Source organism: Streptomyces sp. NPDC055400 (assembly GCF_053644375.1).
The window spans coordinates 459,493-474,567 of sequence record NZ_JBSHLM010000003.1 but is presented as its reverse complement, the minus strand read 5'-3'; the positions used below and the strand labels follow the sequence as shown (position 1 = coordinate 474,567).

Annotated in this window: 12 protein-coding genes and 2 tRNA genes; 9 read left to right on the top strand and 5 right to left on the bottom strand. The window is 68.4% G+C overall.

Annotation, left to right across the window (positions count from 1 at the left end; all coding sequences use genetic code 11):
* The first annotated feature begins 95 nt into the window (after positions 1-95).
* The 4 genes from gyrB (at position 96) to ACWIGU_RS10250 (ending at position 5,813) form a co-directional block, all read left to right on the top strand.
* Positions 96-2,198 carry a DNA topoisomerase (ATP-hydrolyzing) subunit B gene (gyrB, locus tag ACWIGU_RS10265; protein ID WP_454399343.1) on the top strand — a complete coding sequence of 701 codons (2,103 nt, stop codon included), beginning with the start codon at positions 96-98 and terminating at the stop codon, positions 2,196-2,198.
* A gap of 42 nt (positions 2,199-2,240) precedes the next feature.
* Entirely contained in the window at positions 2,241-4,868 is a 2,628-nt protein-coding gene (gene gyrA, locus ACWIGU_RS10260; RefSeq protein ID WP_454399341.1) for a DNA gyrase subunit A, read from the top strand.
* An 18-nt stretch (positions 4,869-4,886) separates the two neighbouring features.
* Complete coding sequence (locus tag ACWIGU_RS10255) at positions 4,887-5,549, top strand: DUF3566 domain-containing protein (RefSeq protein WP_454399339.1); 663 nt, start codon at positions 4,887-4,889, stop codon at positions 5,547-5,549.
* 190 nt (positions 5,550-5,739) lie between these two features.
* A tRNA-Ile gene (locus tag ACWIGU_RS10250) sits at positions 5,740-5,813 on the top strand.
* Positions 5,814-6,666: 853 nt separating this feature from the next.
* Here ACWIGU_RS10250 and ACWIGU_RS10245 read toward each other — a convergent pair.
* The gene (locus tag ACWIGU_RS10245; RefSeq protein WP_454399338.1) at positions 6,667-7,005 is read right to left on the bottom strand and encodes a DUF6344 domain-containing protein; all 339 of its coding nucleotides are present in this window, start codon (positions 7,003-7,005) and stop codon (positions 6,667-6,669) included.
* A gap of 315 nt (positions 7,006-7,320) precedes the next feature.
* On the opposite strand from ACWIGU_RS10245, the gene ACWIGU_RS10240 reads away from it, so the two are divergent.
* Positions 7,321-7,449: a DLW-39 family protein gene (locus tag ACWIGU_RS10240; RefSeq protein ID WP_003999697.1), complete on the top strand. Its 129-nt coding sequence runs from the start codon at positions 7,321-7,323 to the stop codon at positions 7,447-7,449.
* A gap of 267 nt (positions 7,450-7,716) precedes the next feature.
* A complete protein-coding gene (locus ACWIGU_RS10235) occupies positions 7,717-9,105 on the top strand; it encodes a hypothetical protein (protein WP_454399337.1) in 1,389 nt (462 codons plus the stop codon).
* Positions 9,106-9,125: 20 nt separating this feature from the next.
* Here the strand turns inward: ACWIGU_RS10235 and ACWIGU_RS10230 are convergent, their stop codons facing one another.
* Positions 9,126-10,937 (bottom strand): protein kinase domain-containing protein, encoded by a 1,812-nt coding sequence (locus ACWIGU_RS10230; RefSeq protein WP_454399335.1) that lies wholly within the window; start codon positions 10,935-10,937, stop codon positions 9,126-9,128.
* Positions 10,938-11,056: 119 nt separating this feature from the next.
* The gene (locus ACWIGU_RS10225) at positions 11,057-11,605 is read right to left on the bottom strand and encodes a helix-turn-helix domain-containing protein (protein WP_100597242.1); all 549 of its coding nucleotides are present in this window, start codon (positions 11,603-11,605) and stop codon (positions 11,057-11,059) included.
* Positions 11,606-11,786: 181 nt separating this feature from the next.
* On the opposite strand from ACWIGU_RS10225, the gene ACWIGU_RS10220 reads away from it, so the two are divergent.
* Positions 11,787-11,859, top strand: a tRNA-Ala gene (locus ACWIGU_RS10220).
* An 83-nt stretch (positions 11,860-11,942) separates the two neighbouring features.
* Here ACWIGU_RS10220 and ACWIGU_RS10215 read toward each other — a convergent pair.
* Entirely contained in the window at positions 11,943-12,647 is a 705-nt protein-coding gene (locus ACWIGU_RS10215) for a DUF5324 family protein (protein ID WP_454399333.1), read from the bottom strand.
* Positions 12,648-12,961: 314 nt separating this feature from the next.
* Between ACWIGU_RS10215 and ACWIGU_RS10210 the strand changes: the two genes are divergently transcribed.
* A complete protein-coding gene (locus ACWIGU_RS10210) occupies positions 12,962-13,489 on the top strand; it encodes a peptidylprolyl isomerase (protein WP_356277965.1) in 528 nt (175 codons plus the stop codon).
* Positions 13,490-13,586: 97 nt separating this feature from the next.
* Complete coding sequence (locus ACWIGU_RS10205; RefSeq protein ID WP_454399331.1) at positions 13,587-14,480, top strand: rhomboid family intramembrane serine protease; 894 nt, start codon at positions 13,587-13,589, stop codon at positions 14,478-14,480.
* Between the two features lie 243 nt (positions 14,481-14,723).
* Here ACWIGU_RS10205 and crgA read toward each other — a convergent pair whose 3' ends face one another.
* Positions 14,724-14,981, bottom strand: a complete 258-nt coding sequence (crgA, locus tag ACWIGU_RS10200) for a cell division protein CrgA (RefSeq protein WP_326774929.1) — start codon at positions 14,979-14,981, stop codon at positions 14,724-14,726.
* Between the last annotated feature and the right edge of the window lie 94 nt (positions 14,982-15,075).

The window sequence follows — 15,075 nt, the reverse complement described above, 5'->3', positions numbered from 1 at the left end:
CTGAGACGTAATCCCGCCCCACTTGTGGGACACACCGAGCAACGCTGACTATCGCTGAACGACGCAGCCGCTCCGGCCACCGCCGGGCTTGGCTTGTGCTGTGCCAGAAAGGGCGCTTCGTGGCCGATTCCGGCAACCCCAACGAGAACATCCCGTCCACTGCCGCCGACGCCGACGCCGTCGGCCAGGCCCCGGCGGAGGCCAATGAGTCCTCCGGCGAGGTGACCTCGGCCTACGACGCCAGCGCCATCACAGTCCTCGAGGGTCTGGACGCGGTCCGCAAGCGGCCCGGCATGTACATCGGCTCGACCGGTGAGCGCGGCCTGCACCACTTGGTGCAGGAGGTCGTCGACAACTCCGTCGACGAGGCGCTGGCCGGCCACGCGGACACGATCGACGTGACGATCCTGCACGACGGCGGTGTGCGCGTCGTGGACAACGGCCGCGGCATCCCCGTGGGCATCGTCCCGTCCGAGGGCAAGCCCGCCCTCGAGGTCGTGCTGACCGTGCTGCACGCGGGCGGCAAGTTCGGCGGCGGCGGCTACGCGGTCTCCGGCGGTTTGCACGGCGTGGGCGTCTCTGTCGTCAACGCGCTGTCCATGAAGGTCGCCGTCGAGGTCAAGACCGACGGCCACCGCTGGACCCAGGACTACAAGCTGGGCGTCCCCACGGCCCCGCTCGCGCAGCACGAGGCCACGGACGAGCACGGCACGTCGGTCACCTTCTGGGCCGACCCGGACATCTTCGAGACCACCGAGTACTCCTTCGAGACGCTGTCGCGGCGCTTCCAGGAGATGGCGTTCCTCAACAAGGGTTTGAGGATCAAACTCACCGACGAGCGTGAGTCGGCGAAGGCCGTCGCCGGTGCGGACGAGGCGGGCGCCGATGAGAAGCCCGAGGTCAAGGCGGTCGAGTACCACTACGAGGGCGGCATCGTCGACTTCGTGAAGTACCTCAACTCCCGCAAGGGCGAGGCGGTGCACCCCACCATCATCGACCTGGAGGCGGAGGACAAGGACAAGCTCCTGTCCCTCGAGGTCGCGATGCAGTGGAACAGCAGCTACACCGAGGGCGTCTACTCCTTCGCCAACATCATCCACACGCATGAGGGCGGTACCCACGAAGAGGGCTTCCGTGCCGCGCTGACGTCGCTGATCAACAAGTACGCGCGCGACAAGAAGCTGCTGCGGGAGAAGGACGACAACCTCACCGGTGACGACATTCGCGAGGGTCTGACGGCGATCATCTCGGTGAAGCTGAGCGAGCCGCAGTTCGAGGGCCAGACCAAGACCAAGCTGGGCAACACCGAGGTCAAGACCTTCGTCCAGAAGGTGGTCTACGAGCACCTGAACGACTGGCTGGACCGCAACCCGGTCGAGGCCGCGGACATCATCCGCAAGGGCATCCAGGCGGCCACCGCGCGCGTGGCGGCCCGCAAGGCCCGCGACCTCACCCGCCGCAAGGGCCTGCTGGAGTCGGCGTCCCTGCCGGGCAAGCTCTCCGACTGCCAGTCGAACGATCCCACCAAGTGCGAGATCTTCATCGTCGAGGGTGACTCCGCCGGCGGCTCGGCCAAGTCCGGCCGTAACCCGCAGTACCAGGCCATCCTGCCCATCCGAGGCAAGATCCTGAATGTCGAGAAGGCGCGGATCGACAAGATCCTGCAGAACCAGGAGATCCAGGCGCTGATCTCCGCCTTCGGCACCGGAGTCCACGAGGACTTCGACATCGAGAAGCTCCGCTATCACAAGATCATTCTGATGGCGGACGCCGACGTCGACGGCCAGCACATCAACACCCTGCTGCTGACCTTCCTGTTCCGGTTCATGCGGCCCCTCGTCGAGGCCGGCTACGTGTTCCTCTCGCGCCCGCCGCTCTACAAGATCAAGTGGGGTCGTGAGGACTTCGAGTACGCGTACTCGGACCGTGAGCGCGACGCCCTGACGGAGCTCGGCCGCCAGCAGGGCAAGCGGATCCGCGAGGACTCGATCCAGCGCTTCAAGGGTCTCGGCGAGATGAACGCCGAGGAGCTGCGCATCACCACGATGGACGTCGAGCACCGCGTGCTCGGCCAGGTCACCCTCGACGACGCCGCCCAGGCGGACGACCTGTTCTCCGTCCTGATGGGCGAGGACGTCGAGGCGCGCCGCTCGTTCATCCAGCGCAACGCCAAGGACGTCCGCTTCCTCGACATCTGAGTCGGTCTCAGCTGACCGCATCAGAAAGGATCTTCACCAGCAATGACCGACGAGAACACTCCCCCCACGCCTGAAGAAGGCGTCGAGATCAGCGTCAGCGTCGAAACGGTGCCCGAGGAGGGTGCCCAGCGCATCGAGCCCGTCGGGCTCGAGACCGAGATGCAGCGCTCGTACCTCGACTACGCGATGTCCGTCATCGTGTCGCGCGCCCTGCCCGACGTACGCGACGGCCTCAAGCCCGTCCACCGCCGCGTCCTGTACGCGATGTACGACGGCGGCTACCGGCCCGAGAAGGGCTTCTACAAGTGCGCCCGCGTCGTCGGCGATGTCATGGGCAACTACCACCCGCACGGCGACTCCTCGATCTACGACGCCCTGGTCCGCCTGGCCCAGCCGTGGTCGATGCGTATGCCGCTGGTGGACTCGAACGGAAACTTCGGCTCCCCGGGCAACGACCCCGCCGCCGCCATGCGCTACACCGAGTGCAAGATGGCGCCGCTGTCCATGGAGATGGTCCGTGACATCGACGAGGAGACCGTCGACTTCACGGACAACTACGACGGCCGCTCCCAGGAGCCGACCGTCCTGCCGGCCCGCTTCCCGAACCTGCTGATCAACGGCTCCGCGGGCATCGCGGTCGGCATGGCCACCAACATCCCGCCGCACAACCTGCGCGAGGTCGCCTCCGGCGCCCAGTGGTACCTGGAGAACCCGGAGGCCTCGCACGAGGAGCTCCTGGACGCGCTCATCGAGCGCATCAAGGGCCCGGACTTCCCGACCGGCGCCCTGGTCGTGGGCCGCAAGGGCATCGAGGAGGCGTACCGCACGGGACGTGGCTCCATCACGATGCGCGCGGTCGTCGAGGTCGAGGAGATCCAGAACCGCCAGTGCCTGGTGGTCACCGAGCTCCCGTACCAGGTCAACCCGGACAACCTCGCGCAGAAGATCGCCGACCTGGTGAAGGACGGCCGCGTCGGCGGCATCGCCGACGTCCGCGACGAGACCTCGTCGCGCACCGGCCAGCGCCTCGTCATCGTCCTGAAGCGCGACGCCGTCGCCAAGGTCGTCCTGAACAACCTCTACAAGCACACCGACCTCCAGACGAACTTCGGCGCCAACATGCTGGCGCTCGTCGACGGCGTGCCGCGCACCCTCTCCCTGGACGCCTTCATCCGTCACTGGGTGAGCCACCAGGTCGAGGTCATCGTCCGCCGTACGAAGTTCCGCCTGCGCAAGGCCGAAGAGCGCGCCCACATCCTGCGCGGCCTCCTGAAGGCCCTGGACGCCATCGACGAGGTCATCGCGCTCATCCGGCGCAGTGACACCGTCGAGATCGCCCGCGAGGGCCTGATGGGCCTCCTGGAGATCGACGAGATCCAGGCCAACGCGATCCTCGAGATGCAGCTGCGCCGACTGGCCGCCCTGGAGCGCCAGAAGATCGTCGCCGAGCACGACGAACTGCAGATCAAGATCGACGAGTACAACGCGATCCTGGCCTCGCCGGAGCGCCAGCGCCAGATCATCAGTCAGGAACTCACGGCGATCGTCGAGAAGTTCGGCGACGACCGACGCTCCAAGCTGGTGCCCTTCGACGGCGACATGTCCATTGAGGACCTGATCGCCGAAGAGGACATCGTCGTCACCATCACGCGCGGCGGTTACGTCAAGCGCACCAAGACGGTCGACTACCGCTCGCAGAAGCGCGGCGGCAAGGGCGTACGCGGCACGAAGCTCAAGGAAGACGACATCGTCGACCACTTCTTCGTGTCGACGACGCACCACTGGCTCCTGTTCTTCACGAACAAGGGCCGCGTCTACCGCGCGAAGGCGTACGAGCTCCCGGACGCCGGCCGTGACGCGCGCGGCCAGCACGTGGCCAACCTGCTGGCCTTCCAGCCGGACGAGGCGATCGCCGAGATCCTCGCGATCCGCGACTACGAGGCGGCCCCCTACCTGGTCCTCGCCACAAAGGGCGGCCTCGTAAAGAAGACCCCGCTCAAGGACTACGACTCGCCCCGATCGGGCGGCGTCATCGCCATCAACCTCCGCGAGACGGAGGACGGCTCCGACGACGAGCTGATCGGCGCCGAGCTGGTCTCCGCCGAGGACGACCTGCTGCTCATCAGCAAGAAGGCGCAGTCCATCCGCTTCACTGCAACGGACGACGCGCTGCGCCCGATGGGCCGCGCCACATCCGGTGTGAAGGGGATGAGTTTCCGCGAGGGTGACCAGCTGCTCTCGATGAATGTCGTCAGGCCGGGTACGTTCGTGTTCACCGCCACCGACGGCGGGTACGCGAAGCGGACCGCCGTCGACGAGTACCGCGTCCAGGGTCGCGGTGGCCTCGGTATCAAGGCCGCCAAGATCGTGGAGGACCGCGGATCGCTCGTCGGCGCGCTGGTGACCGAGGAGACCGACGAGATCCTCGCCATCACGCTGTCCGGCGGTGTGATTCGTACGCGAGTCAACGAGGTCAGGGAGACGGGCCGTGACACCATGGGCGTCCAACTGATCAACCTGGGCAAGCGCGATGCCGTGGTCGGTATCGCTCGTAACGCCGAGGCCGGTCGCGAGGCGGAGGAGGTCGACGGTGACGTCATCGTCGACGAGTCCGCCGAGGTCGAGACGGCTGTCGAAACGGACGAGGGCACGGAGTCCACGGCCGAGTAGCGCGAGGAGTGAGTCATCGTGAGCGGAGCCACGGGCGCCGGGTCGACCGGTACGGAAACGGACGGCGGCCGTGGTCCCGCCACTGACTCGAACGACTCGCACGAGTCTCATGGATCCCAGGGGGGAACTGTGACGGACACCCGAGGTCCGCAGACGCAGCAGTACGCGGCCGGCACGGACGGGGCGCTGCCCGGGGAGCGGCAGCAGCCCCCGCAGTCCTCGCAGCCGTACCACCCGCCGCAGGCCTACCAGGCGGCTCCGCCGGCCGGAGCGGTCCGCAGGCCGCGCACGGGGGCCCGCACGACGCCTCGTACGCGCAAGGCGCGTCTGAGGGTCGCCAAGGCCGATCCGTGGTCGGTGATGAAGGTCAGCTTCCTGCTCTCCATCGCGCTGGGTATCTGCACCATCGTCGCGGCCGCGGTGCTGTGGATGGTCATGGACGCCATGGGCGTCTTCTCGACCGTCGGCGGCACGATCTCCGAGGCCACGGGCTCGAACGAGTCCAATGGCTTCGACCTTCAGTCGTTCCTGTCGCTGCCGCGCGTCCTGATCTTCACGTCGATCATCGCGGTCATCGACGTCGTCCTCGCGACGGCGCTGGCCACGCTCGGCGCGTTCATCTACAACCTCTCCGCGGGCTTCGTGGGCGGCGTCGAGCTGACCCTCGCCGAGGACGAGTAGCTGCCGCTTGGCAGCCGAGCGGCGGCCGCTTCGGTCGCCGTGACACCTGTGGAGCGCATTCCCTGACGGGGTGCGCTCCACAGGCCTTTTGGCCGGTGGGCCGGGGTCCCAGCTATCGATTTTGGGACTGGCCGGGTCGTGCGCTAATCTTCAGAGGTCAGCGCGCGGGACACACACCGCAAAGCGCGGCGGGGCTATAGCTCAGTTGGTTAGAGCGCATCCCTGATAAGGATGAGGCCACAGGTTCAAATCCTGTTAGCCCCACAGAAGCAGTACATGAAGAGAGGCCCTCTCCCCTGGTGGGGGAGGGCCTCTCTTCGTTTTGGCGTCCTTCTTGACTCGCTGACGGGCGCTACTCGGCGCGGCGAGTGACGGACCGGCCGTCGGCGGCGGGGATCTCGATGCCTGGGCAGCTCTGAGCCGATCTCGGCCCGCTCAGGGCGGTGGCGGCCAGTTCGATCTGCTCGCCGCGTACCAGGCTGACGCCGGTACCCCCGTGCGGTGAGCAGCAGCAATGGCCCGGGCCCGGCGCCCGAGGCGGCGGGGCGGGGCGATAGGCCGGGGGCACACGCCGAGAAGACCCTCAGCCTGTGGCGGCCGGGGTCGTGAAAGGTCGAGAGCGCGGGAGCGCGGTCCATCGATGGCGTGGTGTCGCGGTCGGCGCTTTGCTTGCCGTTTGGTGCCGTTTGGTGCCGTCTGGATCTGGATCTGGATCTTGAGTGCGGTGGGCAGGTCCGGGGCGTGGCTGCGCTGGTGAAGCGCTGCCTGGTGCCGCCGCCGTGGTTCTGCGGTGCCGCGCTGCTTGTGGCTGTGGTGCGAGTAGTGCGTTGGTCTGTGGTCTCGTGCTCTTGCTCGTACTGGCTGCTGAGCGGCGCTGTCGGCTTGGGCCGATGAACCGTGCTGCCGGACGTTCTCTGCGGTGGTGCCCTGCCGGTGGTACCTGTCGGTCTTCCTCGCCGGCTGTTCTTACGGTGGAGCTTTTGCTGCGATGGGTCTACTGCGAAGGGTCTGGTGCGGTGCTCCAGGGCCGGCCTTCTTGCCGTTGCCGCTTTCGCTGCAGCTGCTGTTACTGCTGCTGATACCGCTGGTGGAGCTTCGTCTTTACGTACCGCTGCTGCTACGGCTGCGCGTGGAGGGCGCTGATTCCTGCCGCGGTCTCTTCGAACTCGTTCTCGGACTCCGTGTCGACCGGCGGGCGGTGGCGGCAGCTGGGGGAGGAACCGTGGGCCTCGGCGCAGATGCGCTGCTTCATCGTGGGAGGCAGGGACCGTTTGAAGGCCCAGGGGGCTCGGACGGTGGTAGTGGCGGGGGTGCTCACCGCCGCGTTGCGGGCGCCCTCCGTCTGCTGTACGGGCGTGGCCGCGGCGGCCGGAGAGGTGAGACCCATCGCGCTCAGTACCGCGAGGAAGGCGGTGATGAGGACGGTCCACAGCTTGATGACCTTGTTGCTGGCCATGATCCCTCACTTTCGGGTTGGGCGATTTGCGTACTTTCCTCATGATGTGTATGTGGGCTCCGTAGTGGGGGACCGACGCCCGTGGCGCGTCGATGTTCAGATCAACACCACTCGGATGGGCGCAATCGCACCGTCAGGCCGTCAATCACACCAAATGTCATGTTCTGCGAAGTGTGATCGGAGCTCCGTGATCCGGTTCGACTGGTCGACGGGGTGCGGGAGTTGGGCCTGGGTGCAGGTCACTGATCGGTATCGGCCGGTGTGTATAGTCGGGCGCCAGAGGTCCCCTACGTCAAAGAAAGACGAGGTCGCGCGGTGAAGAAGCTTCTCCTGGTCGCACTGGCCGCCATCGGCGGGCTCCTCGTGTACCGCCAGATCCAGGCGGATCGCGCCGAGCAGGATCTGTGGACGGAGGCGACTGACTCCGTACCCACGGGTTCGTGAGTATCGACGACAGTCTCTTCAGGGCCCCGATCGCATGCGCGGTCGGGGCTTTGTGCTGTCCGGGGTGACGTTGGGTGCGAGGTCGCCCGGGGCTTCTTATTCGCCTACGTAAATTATTCGCTTGCTTTGGCGAATGCTGGTGGGGTGTATGGGGCCCTGGCGGCAGGATGGTCGTCCGGCGATGAAGCGATGGCGGGGGCGACGAAGGGGCGCGTGATGAGTCGGCGCGGAGGGCGGCGCGTGGTGCTGCGAGGGCGGGGACGGCCGGTGTCGGCATTCACGGCAGCGATGTGCGCGGTGGCCGTTCCGGTCGCGGTGGTGGCGCTGCCCGGGACCGCGGCGGCTGGGGACTCGGCTCCGTATGTCTTCGCACCAGGTGCGAAGACCGTCCAGGGTGCGGTGACCAGTACGGATGCGGCGGAACTCAAAGCCGGGGAGACCTACCGGAGCTCCATCGAGGCGGGGGTGAGGGGCGCCGGGCTCGGCAGTGGGTCGGGTGCGAAGGGGGCCGCCGGCACGCGTCACTACCGCGTCGACCTGGACGGATCCTCCGATACGTATGTCTCGGCGGTGGCGGTGCCGAAGGTCGGGGCGGACGTGAAGGTGGCGTTCAACGACAGCATTTCCGTGACCCTGCAGGATCGACAGGGCAATCGCTGTGACTCCGAGGTCGGCGCGTTCCGCTCCGCCGAGTACCCGAGGCCGATAGCCGCCACCGCGGAGCGGGTCGTCCGGGAGAGCGGCGGGCGCTGCCAGGATGCGGGCACGTATGACGTGGTCGTCGCGCGCAAGACCGCGCCTGACTCCACGCGGGAGCGCTGGGACCTGGAGCTGAGTGTCTCCTCGGAGCCCGCGCTCAAGTCGCCGCCCGCCACCACCGGGCCAGGGGCCTGGCCGTCGGAATCGCCGCGGCCGCCCGCCGGAATCCCTTCCGAACGCCGGGGCGGCACGGGCTTCAACGACGCGCAGAGCTTGCGGCAAGGCGTGTGGGAGGACCGGATCCGCCCGGGTCAGACGCTCTTCTACCGGGTGCCGCTGGACTGGGGACAGCAGCTCTTCACCGAGGCCGAGCTGGGCACTTCGGCGGGGGACGCGCACCGTACGGGCTTTGTGCCGAGCGCCCTCAGCGTGGCGCTGTACAACCCGGCGCGCACGCAGGTCACTTCGAAGGACGCCTCGTACGGAGGGGAGCCCTCCGTGGCGGCCCTGGACTCCCTGCCTCCGGTCGCCTACGAGAACCGCTACCTGTCGCGCGCGGACGAAGCGGGCGTGCGGTTCGCCGGCTGGTACTACCTGAAGGTCTCCCTCACGCCGGAGATGAAGGGGACCTTCGGGAACAAGGAGTCCGGGCTGACGCTCCGTCTGACGGTCCAGGGGGACGCGGCTTCGGCGCCCGCGTATGTGCGGGATCCGGGGGTGTTCCAGGTCACTGACGCGGACCGGGCCGCCGCTGAGAGCGGGTCCGCGCAGGGCGGGGACCCGTCGTTGCCCTCGGCGGGAGGGCAGGGCGGCGGGCAGGCGGCGCAGGGCGGGTCCGGTCGGGCGAACCGCATGACGGTTGTCGGGATCGCCGGGATCGGCACGGGGTCCGCGCTGGTGCTGGGGCTCGGCGTATGGACCTACGTCGCTCGCCGGCGGGCGTCTGCCGGCTGGTAGGTGGGGCGAGCCGGGGGCTCTCAGGCCTGGCTCAGCGCCCAGATGCCCACCGCGAAACTGACCAAGGCAACGAACAGCACCGGGATCGCCACCTTCGCGGGCGGTCCGGGCCGCCGTTTCCGCACCCGCCGATGAGGGGTCGGGCTCTGGGACGCGCCGCCGGGATTCGGGTGGCCGAGGAGTGGAACCTGAACGCTTTGGGCGGTGTACGTAGAGATAGAGGCGGGCTGAGAGGGCGCCGGTGCGGGAGCTGGAGCGGCGTTGGTGCGCTGCGTGGCCGGGGTCGTGGCCGGAGTGTGGGGGGAGGTCTCGTGGGGGTGCGGGCGGGTTGGTGGAGTTGGTTGTGGTGCCGGTTGTGGTGCGGTGTGTGGTGCCGTGGGGTGGGGGTGTGGCTGGGCGGTGTACTCGGGAGCGTGGTGAGGCGCCGTGTCGGGGGTGATTGGCTGACGTTCGGGAGAGGTCTGCGCGAAGGTCTGTGCGGGGGGCTGCACGCGTGGCTGTGTGGGCGGGTGCGCGGGAGGAGGCGGCGGCAGGTGGAAGCTGCCGGTCTCGGACATGCTGGTGCCGGGCGTGACCGTTTCCGACGTGCGGGACCCAGGCCTGCCGGCTGCCGACGGGATGACCCCGGTCCCCGGCGGGACGGGCCCGGACCGAGTGGGCCCGGGCGTGACGCTGGGCCTGCGCACGCCGGTCTGCGGTACGAAGGGCTCCGGCCCCTGGGGCGCAGCGGTGGCGGGGTCTTGGACGGACGAGCCCGCCAGTGGGACGTCCGGCACCGCGGGGGCATACAGCGGTGGCGGTGGCGCCGGTGTCGGGGGCTCCGGCGGGAGTGCCGGCCGGGACTCGCCCGGAGCGGGCTTCCGCGTCGTGGAACGGCCTGTCGTACGGCCGGTCGAGCCATGGTTCTGGGTCCGGTCGTGTACGAGGCCGGGGGCGACCGCCCGGGAGGTCGTGGTCGGCCCGGTCGGGGCGAACCCCGGTGGGAGCGCGCCGAGTTGGTCGAAGACCTCGACCAGTTCGTCGTCGGGTCCGGGCTCGTCAAGCAGCTCGGAGGCCGCCAGGAGGGCCTTGCGGGCGCCTGTCGCGGTACGGAAGCGCGCTTCCGGGTCAGGCTGCAGCAGACCGGCCACGACGGTCCACAGCGGGCCGGGAATCCCTTGGGGCGCGCCGGGGGTGCCGTGATCGGTGAAGTGCTCGATCAGTGCCCTGGAGTCCGGCCGGGCGCCCTGGAGCAGATACAGGGCGACGAGACCGACGGCGAACAGGTCTGCGGGGAAGTCCGGCTCACCGCCCATCGCCTGTTCGGGGGCGAAGTAGCCGGGCGTTCCCACCACATAGTCGGTCTCGGTGAGCCGGGGCTCGCCCTTGCGCATCGCGATGCCGAAGTCCGAGAGGCGCAGATGAGGCCGGGCGGTGCCGGTCGCCTCCAGGAGGATGTTGGCGGGCTTGATGTCGCGGTGCACGACCCCCTCCGCGTGCACCGCGGTGAGGCCGGCGAGGAGCTGATCCAGGAGGAGGCACACGAAGGACGGTGGCAGAGGCCCGTAGTCGCCGATCAGATGTGCCAGCGAGCCTCCGGCGACGAGGTCCATGGTGAACAGGACCTTGTCGTCGTCCGCGGCCCAGCTGGCCGGGGCGAGGACGTGGGGGTGGTCGATCCGCAGCGCCTGTTCGCGCACGAAGCGCAGCAGGGTGTGGGCATCGCTCTGCAGCAGGACCTTGGCGGCCACATATCGGCGGCGCCGGTGGTCCCAGGCGCGCCATACGGCGCCTGCTCCCCCGCGACCGATCGGGTCGGCCAGTTCGTAGCGTCCGGCGAAGACCTCACCCATCGTGGTGCGTCGCTCCCCCCTCGGCCGTCACGACGCGTCCGGCCTCTCGGATGGTCCCGCGGCCCAGGACCGGCCGCGGGACTCGCGGCCGGCCCGATGTCGCTACCGTTCGGCCGGGATCAGCTCTGGTGCGCCTGGTAGTGGGTTACGGCGTCGGAGGTGCGCCCGGCGCCGTAGACCCGGAGGAACTCTGCCAGTTCCGGGTGGCTCGGGGCGAGGGTGTCCGCCGCATCGATGATGTCCCCGGCCGCGGAGACGGAGCGCAGCAGCGACTGGATCTCGCGGACCACGCGCTTGACCGTGGGTGCGCCCGAACTGGTTGTTGTCTGCGCGGTGTTGGTGAGCACCGAGCCCCCCTGTGACTTCTTGATCTCGTCCATGCGCTCGGTGGCCTCGGCGGCGCTGACGCTTCCGTCGGCGACCTGACCCGCCAGGTCCTGGAGCAACTGGACACGCTGGACGACGGCCGGATTACCTATCTTCGCGCGCTGACCGCTCATCAGCTGGGAGAGCATGGGCGCGGACAGACCGAGAACCCCCGCGAGCCTGGCCTGGTTGAGGCCCAGATCATCGATGAGTCGACGGAAGAGCGCCCCCAGTGGCTCTCCGTACCAGTTTCGCTGGAGCTCCCGGGCTCTTGCGGTAGCTTCCTGCTGTGCGGCGTCCATTGCGTCTCCCCATCGCTTCCCCAAATACGGCGGTTCGCTGCCGCGAACCACGTGGGGCATCTTACGGAGAGTGGTCGTGGACCGGGAGTCCCAATCCTTTTGCGAGATCGGGGGGGTGACCCGGTACTCTGGTCTGCGATGCGCACCGGATCGCACTTCTTCGGTTCGATGCGTCGTTTTCGGGGCCTTAGCTCAGTTGGTAGAGCGCTGCCTTTGCAAGGCAGATGTCAGGAGTTCGAATCTCCTAGGCTCCACAGGTTCCACGTGAAACACGTGAACGCCGTAGGGCGGGAGGCCACTGGTCTCCCGCCCTACGGCGTTACTGCTCGTTCGAAGCTCAGCCGCGGTCGTCGCGGTCGGCGGCGTCCGCCTCCGCTTCGGCCTGCTTGGCCTGGACCTCGGGGTCGAGGGCGCCCTGGCTGCCGTCCACCGACGACAGGGGCGTGCTGTCCGCGACCTCGGTCGCGGCCGGCGGTTCGACCAGCCAGTCCGGGTTGGCCTGCTTGTCCCACCACTTCCAGGCGGCGAAAGCGCCCCCGGCGAGGATGCCGACGACGAGGAAGCCCTTGGCGACGCGTCCCGCCCGCGCCCGCCGCTCGTGCTTGCGGACGAGCTTCTTGATCTCCTTCGGCGACACCTGCCCACGCAGGGCGGCGATCGCCGCGACGCTGCGGGCCGTCGCCTCCTCGCGGACGGGCTGGGCGGCGGCCACGGCCTGCTCGATTTTCGGCCTGGCGTACACGGCGGCCTGGCGGGCTGCCTTCCGGGTGCGGACGGCTGCCCCCTGCGCGGCCTGGTCGACCTTCGGCGGCACATGGCTGCGGGCCTGTTCAAGATGCGGTGCGAGGTACGTGTCGTACTGGTCGCGGGTCTGCTGCGCAGCCTGCGACATCACGGGCGCAAGCCGTACGCGCGCTTCCTGCGCATACAGTGCGGCCCGGTCCTTGGCCGTCTCGGCGTAGGGCGCCACCACTTCCGCGGCGTGCAGCACGCTGTCCTTCGCCGAGCCGGTCGCGGCGCGCACGCTGTCGATGCGGGTCACGGGATCCTCCTCCTCGGTGGCGTATAGGTTTTCACCTTTCCACCCTTTATCGGATCATGCCTGCCCGGCGGCAGTGCGGCATGCGAGGGCGGGCATTCGGGGCACAAGATGCCTTTGGACGTACCGAGGTACTCCAGGCAAATAGCTGATCAATACGGTGCAATAGGGGCTTGCGAACGACAATGCCACGGATCGCCCTGCGACGCGCCTCCTCGGTGGCGACTCGGCCGGAAATTCTGCGGCTGCCGCCGGGCGACGGGTCAACGGGGGCGTGCGAGGATCGGATCGTCACAGAAGGCAACGGAAGGCAGATCGTGGCTGAGCAGCTCTACGCCACCCTGAAGACCAACCAAGGCGACATCGAGGTCCGGCTGCTGCCGAACCACGCGCCCAAGACGGTCAAGAACTTCGTCGAGCTCGCTCAGGGCGAGCGGGAGTGGACGAACCCGGAGACGGGCGAGAAGTCCACTGACAAGCTCTACGACGGCACGGTCTTCCACCGGGTGATCAGCGGTTTCATGATTCAGGGCGGTGACCCGCTGGGCAACGGCACGGGCGGTCCCGGCTACCAGTTCGAGGACGAGTTCCACCCCGACCTCGCCTTCGACAGGCCGTACCTGCTGGCCATGGCGAACGCCGGCCCGGGGACTAACGGCTCCCAGTTCTTCATCACGGTGTCGCCGACGGCCTGGCTGACCCGTAAGCACACGATTTTCGGCGAGGTCGTCGACGAGGCCAGTCAGAAGGTCGTGGACGGCATCGCGACCGCGCAGACCAACCCGCGTACGGACCGGCCGGTCAACGACGTGGTCATCGAGTCGGTCGTCGTCGAGACCCGCTGACGCGACCCGGGCCGACGGGAACCAATACGCCCCGCTCATCCGTAAGGATGGGCGGGGCCATGTGTTGACCGCTCACGTTCCGTACGAGGGGATTCCGATGGATCAGGTGCCAGGCAGTCCGCAGGGTCCTCAGGACGCGCAGGGCACGCCCCGCTGCTATCGGCACCCTGACCGCGAGACCGGGATCCGCTGCGCCCGCTGCGACAAGCCCATCTGCCCGGACTGCATGGTCAGCGCCTCGGTGGGCTTCCAGTGCCCGGACTGTGTGCGGGGCGGTTCCGGTACGGGGCACGGCCCGGCAGCCAGCAGACCGAGGACGATCACGGGCGGCACGATCGCGGCCGATCCACGCCTGGTCACGAAGATCCTTATCGGGCTCAACGTGGCGGTGTTCATCGCGGTCCATGTGTGGGGACGGCTGCTCTCCGACTTCGTTCTGATCGGGGCCTGGCCTCCCGCGCCCTTCGTCCCGGACCAGGGCGTGGCAGGCGGCGAGTGGTACCGCCTGGTGACGGCGATGTTCACGCACCAGGAGGTGTGGCACATCGCGTTCAACATGCTGGGCCTGTGGTGGCTCGGCGGCCCGCTGGAGGAGGCCCTCGGCCGGGCCCGCTACATCGCGCTGTACATGGTCTCGGGGCTGGCCGGCAGCGCGCTGACCTACGCGATCGCGGGTCCGAGCGAACAGTCCCTCGGTGCGTCCGGGGCCGTCTTCGGACTCATGGGCGCGACCGCGGTGCTGGTGCGGCGCCTCAACTACGACATGCGCCCCGTCATCGGCCTTCTCGCGCTGAACCTGCTCTTCACGTTCACGTGGGGCAACATCGCCTGGCAGGCCCACGTCGGCGGGCTCGTCGCCGGTGTGGTCGTCGGGTACGCGATGGTCCACGCCCCCAGGGAGCGCCGCTCGCTGGTGCAGTACGGGACCTGTGCGCTCGTCCTCGCCGTGGTGGTCGTCACTGTGCTTGTGAGGACGTCCCAGCTCACTTGAGCTCGACCTGTGGCCCACGTTGTCCACAGACGGTGCCGGATCCTGTGCACTCGGTGGGGAACAGGTGTGCCCCTTGTCGCTGACCTGGGTTTCCCCAGCCAGGACAAGGGGCGAACATGTGGGCGAGCTGCGGTGCGTCAGTCACACCGGCGTCAACGCCCGGTGGGTTATCCACAGATCTTCCGACCTTTTCCCCACTGTGGAAACAGCTGTGGATAACTCAGTGGACAGCTAGGGGCAGAGCTACTTCCACTGCGTGGAAACGCCGAACCCGGCCGCGATGAAGCCGAAGCCCACGACGATGTTCCAGTTGCCGAGCGCGTCCAGCGGCAGGGTGCCGTCGGTGACGTAGAAGACGACGATCCAGGCGAGCCCGATCAGGAACATCGCGAGCATCACCGGGGCTACCCAGCCGCGATTGGTCAGCTTGATATTCGCCGCCTGCTTGGACGCCGGAGGCGGCGTGTAGTCGGCCTTCTTGCGGATACGTGACTTCGGCACGAGGGTCTCTCCTGTCGATGCGCTGCGTGGCCGCGCAGGGAACGTGGGCTGGCTCCGGGCAGCGTACAAGGGGAATCTCTGCGCTCCCCCGGGC

What these genes read in the sequence shown, in the direction of transcription:
- ACWIGU_RS10230 (WP_454399335.1), bottom strand. Translation starts at nt 10,937, where the DNA reads ATGGGTGAGGTCTTCGCCGGACGCTACGAACTGGCCGACCCGATCGGT.
- ACWIGU_RS10225 (WP_100597242.1), bottom strand. Translation starts at nt 11,605, where the DNA reads ATGGACGCCGCACAGCAGGAAGCTACCGCAAGAGCCCGGGAGCTCCAG.
- ACWIGU_RS10245 (WP_454399338.1), bottom strand. Translation starts at nt 7,005, where the DNA reads ATGGCCAGCAACAAGGTCATCAAGCTGTGGACCGTCCTCATCACCGCC.
- ACWIGU_RS10205 (WP_454399331.1), top strand. Translation starts at nt 13,587, where the DNA reads ATGGATCAGGTGCCAGGCAGTCCGCAGGGTCCTCAGGACGCGCAGGGC.
- gyrA (WP_454399341.1), top strand. Translation starts at nt 2,241, where the DNA reads ATGACCGACGAGAACACTCCCCCCACGCCTGAAGAAGGCGTCGAGATC.